4 protein-coding genes are annotated in these 4,022 nt (G+C 75.1%); 3 read left to right on the forward strand and 1 reads right to left on the reverse strand.

The window, feature by feature from the left end:
* Positions 1–102: 102 nt before the first annotated feature.
* Entirely contained in the window at positions 103–876 is a 774-nt protein-coding gene (locus ACFCX4_RS35100) for an SseB family protein (RefSeq protein WP_376151340.1), read from the reverse strand.
* A 98-nt stretch (positions 877–974) separates the two neighbouring features.
* Between ACFCX4_RS35100 and ACFCX4_RS35105 the strand changes: the two genes are divergently transcribed.
* From ACFCX4_RS35105 to ACFCX4_RS35115, 3 genes are all read left to right on the forward strand, one after another.
* Complete coding sequence (locus ACFCX4_RS35105; protein WP_376151342.1) at positions 975–2,225, forward strand: alanine racemase; 1,251 nt, start codon at positions 975–977, stop codon at positions 2,223–2,225.
* Between the two features lie 84 nt (positions 2,226–2,309).
* Entirely contained in the window at positions 2,310–2,735 is a 426-nt protein-coding gene (locus ACFCX4_RS35110; protein ID WP_376151344.1) for a hypothetical protein, read from the forward strand.
* A gap of 268 nt (positions 2,736–3,003) precedes the next feature.
* Positions 3,004–3,924 (forward strand): lytic polysaccharide monooxygenase, encoded by a 921-nt coding sequence (locus ACFCX4_RS35115; protein ID WP_376151346.1) that lies wholly within the window; start codon positions 3,004–3,006, stop codon positions 3,922–3,924.
* Positions 3,925–4,022: the final 98 nt, after the last annotated feature.

The raw sequence follows: 4,022 nt of genomic DNA on the forward strand, positions 1-4,022 counted from the left end.
CGAGCAGGGGCCCGGCCCCGTCGGTGTTCCCGGGGATGTCACCGTCGGACCGCGTCACCCCCGGACCGCGACGACCGCGCGGCGGGAACCGTCGGACAAGCCCTAACGCCGGAAGAGCGGCTCGCCGGGCAGGCCGGTGTCCGCCGGCAGCACCGCGAGGTCCAGCCCGCGGTCCAGCCGCACCCGCAGCACCGGGTCCGCGGCCACCGCCCGGCCGACCCGCTGCGCGGCCTCCTGGATCCCGGCCGGGTCCAGCGCCGGGTCCAGCACGACCGCGAGCATCCCGTCCGACTCCTCGGCCGGTGCCAGCAGCCCGGCCGTCACCCGCGGCTCCGCGGCCAGCAGCGCCCGGACCGCCTCCCGCACCTCCGGGTCGGCCGCCGGCGGCAGGTACGGCCGGTTCTCCGCCAGCGCGCGCAGCCGGGCGCCGGACAGCCGGAACGGCACCGGGCCGGCCGGGTCCACCAGCAGGGTGTCCGCCCGCTCGGAGAAGGCGACCATCGCGGCCTGCGGGGCCGCCACCGGCGCCGGACGGGCGTCGGCGCGCCAGCGGGCCAGCGACTCCAGCGAGGTGAACGCCGGCAGCGCGCGGCGGCCGTCCGCGGCCTCGACCAGCGGGACCGCCATGTCGCTGGTCTTCTCGTGCCGGTGCCCGTGCGCGTCCACCTCGACCTCGCCGAGGATCGCCACGATCGGCACCATCAGACGGGTCGGCGTCAGCGCCGCGAGCACCCGGGGCTCGGCCGCGGCGTCCCGCGCCCACGCGCCGAGCGCGGCGGTCAGCTCCGGGTCGGCGGTGCCGTCGTCGCCGGAGAAGCCCGGGTCGGGGATGTTCCTGCCGACGAACGCCGGGTTGGAGAAGTCTTTGCGGTCCACCCGGCGACCCTATGCCACCGGTCCCCGCTCCCCCATGGTCCGAAGGTCCCCCGTCCGTCCCCTACCCGTGGGTAGGAGCGGTGTGACAGTCTGCGCGCATGGCCACGCCCGAAGCCGCTGCCCGCACCGCCGCCGCCGTCCGCACCGCCGCCGACCACTCGCCGGCCGCCGACCGGGCCCGGTACGACCGGGCCACCGCCCATCTGGACGGCCCGGTGGCCGTCGTCGACCTGGCGGCCTTCGACGCCAACGCCGCGGACCTGGTGCGCCGGGCCGCGGGCAAACCGGTCCGGGTGGCCAGCAAGTCGGTGCGCTGCCGGGCGCTGCTGGAGCGGGCCCTGGCCACGGAGGGGTTCGCCGGGGTGATGAGCTTCACCCTCGCCGAGTCGCTCTGGCTGGCCCGGTCCGGCCTGCGCGACATCCTGCTCGCCTACCCGTCCAGCGACCGCGCGGGCTTCGCCGAGCTGACCGCCGACCCGGAGCTGGCCGCCGCCGTCACCGTGGTGCTGGACGACCCGGCCCAGCTGGAGCTGGTCGAGGCCGCCCGGACCGGCTCCGCCGAGGTGCGGGTCTGCCTGGAGCTGGACACCGCGCTGCACCTGCTCGGCGGGCGGGTCCGGGTCGGTGCCCGCCGCTCCCCGCTGCGCACCCCCGAGGACGTGGCCGCCTTCGCCGAGCTGGTGCAGCGGCGCCGGGGCTTCCGGGTGGTCGGGCTGATGGCCTACGAGGGACACGTCGCCGGCGTCGGCGACGCGGTGCCCGGGCGGCCGGTGCGCTCCGGGCTGATCCGGGTGATGCAGACCCGGGCCCGGGCCGAACTGGCCGCGCGCCGGGCCGCGACCGTACGGCTGCTGCGCCGGGTCGCCGAGCTGGAGTTCGTCAACGGCGGCGGCACCGGCAGCATCGAGTCGACGGTTGCCGAACGCGCGGTGACCGAGGTGGCGGCCGGCTCCGGGCTGTACCAGCCCCGGTTGTTCGACCACTACCGGGCGTTCCGGGGCCGGCCCGCCGCCCTGTTCGGCCAGCCGGTGGTGCGCCGGCCCGGGGTCGGCGTGGTCACCGTGCTCGGCGGCGGCTACCCGGCCTCCGGCGCCGCCGGGCCGGACCGCTCCCCCGTGCCGTACCTGCCGCCGGGCCTGCGCTACGACCCGATGGAGGGCGCCGGGGAGGTGCAGACGCCGCTGCTGGGCGCGGCCGCCGACGACCTGCTGATCGGCGACCGGGTCTGGTTCCGGCACGCCAAGGCGGGGGAACTCTGCGAGCGGTTCGCGCAGTTGCACCTCGTGGAGGGCGACGCGGTGGTGCGCACCGTGCCGACCTACCGGGGCGAGGGGCGGACCTTCCTCTGAGCAGCGCGGTTCCGGCCCGCCGGACGGCCCGGCTCCACTAGCGTGGGGCGGGCAGGGTGACGGGACCGACCGAAGGGGGAGGCCGTGGAGGCCGAGATCGCGCAGCTGGTGACCGGCGGGGCCACGACGGTGGTCGGACTGATGGCCACCGACGCCTGGACGCAGCTGCGTTCACGCCTCGCGGGCCTGCTCGGACGGGGCCGGGACTCCGCGGAGGTGTCGGCCGAGCTGGAGGAGATCCGGGTCGAGGTGCTCGGGGCGGGCGGCGACACCGGGCTCGTCGACGACCAGACCGCGGAGGTGCGCAACCGGCTGCGCCGGGTGCTGCGTGAGGACCCGGGGGCGGCGGCGGAGTTCCGCTCGATCCTGCTGGAGTTCACCCGCGGGACGGCGAACATCACCGTGTACAACAACACGATCAGCGGCGGATCGCACCGCGGTTCGGTCATTCAGGTTGGCCGGTTCGACGGGAACTACCAGGCCCCGCCGTCCGACTCGGCCGGGCACTGATTTCGCCCCCCTGACACCGGGGAACCTTGACCGGACCTTAAAAGGGCCCGATGGGATGCCTAACCGAGGCTTCCCGTCGGGCCTTTTCGCTGCTGAGAAGGCTACATTCCGTCAAAAAGTGGCCCGCAGCCCACTATTGCCAGCTGGTCTAGTCCAATCATACGCTCAGGTCAGGGGCCGGTGCGCCGGGTCGGCGAGCCCCTCGGGCAGACGTGCCCGGCACCCCCCACAACCTCGACCCGGCACACGGTCAAGGAGTCCCCACCCCATGTCCATGAAGCGAACCGCAGTTTCCGTCGGCGTCATCGGCGCCGCGTTCCTCTCCGTTTCGGCCGCCGGCATCGGCACCGCCGCCGCCCACGGCACCGTGACCAACCCGGTCAGCCGCATCGCGGCCTGCTACGCGGAGGGTCCGGAGACCCCCAAGTCGCAGATCTGCAAGGACCTCGTCGCGCTCAGCGGCACCCAGCCCCTGTACGACTGGAACGAGGTCAACCTCGCCAACGCCGCGGGCAACAGCCGGTCCCTGATCGCGGACGGCAAGCTCTGCTCGGCCGGCCGCGACAAGTACAAGGCGCTGGACCTCCCGCGCGCCGACTGGCCGGCCAGCGCCGTCACCCCCGGCAAGGTCGACTTCAAGTTCCGGGTCACCGCCCCGCACCAGGGCAACCAGACGATCTACATCACCAAGCAGAGCTGGGACCCGACCAAGCCGCTGACCTGGGCCGACCTGGACACCGTGCCGGTCGCCCAGGTGCCGACCGCCCGCACCTCGGACAACGGCTACTACAACTTCAGCGGCACCCTGCCGCAGCGCACCGGCCGTCAGCTGCTCTACATGGTGTGGCAGCGCACGGACAGCCCGGAGGCGTTCTACAGCTGCTCCGACATCGACTTCGGCAAGACGGCCGCCGCCGGCACCGTGTCGGCGCTCGCCGCGCAGGCCCCGGCCGCGCCCAGCGAGGAGCAGTTCGCCGCCGGCCAGTCGAAGTCCACAGTCGCCCACCACGGGCACGGCGGCAACGCCGAGGAGCCGGCCGGCCGGGTCGTCTCCGCCAACAACGCGGCGGTCGGCGGCGGTTCCGCCACCGGTCCGCTGCTGCTCACCGGTGCCGCCGCGATCGGCGTCGGCTGGGCAGGCATGGTGCTCCGGCGCCGTCGGGTCGAGGCTGTTCGACACGACGGCTGACCGCCGGAAGCCGGGGCCGGGCCGCTCCACCCCCGTTCGGCCCGCCCCGGCCGATCCACCCCGCAGGAGAACGGTGGCCCGCCCGGATCGTTCCGGGC

Source organism: Kitasatospora sp. NPDC056327 (assembly GCF_042261735.1).
Classification (GTDB): domain Bacteria; phylum Actinomycetota; class Actinomycetes; order Streptomycetales; family Streptomycetaceae; genus Kitasatospora.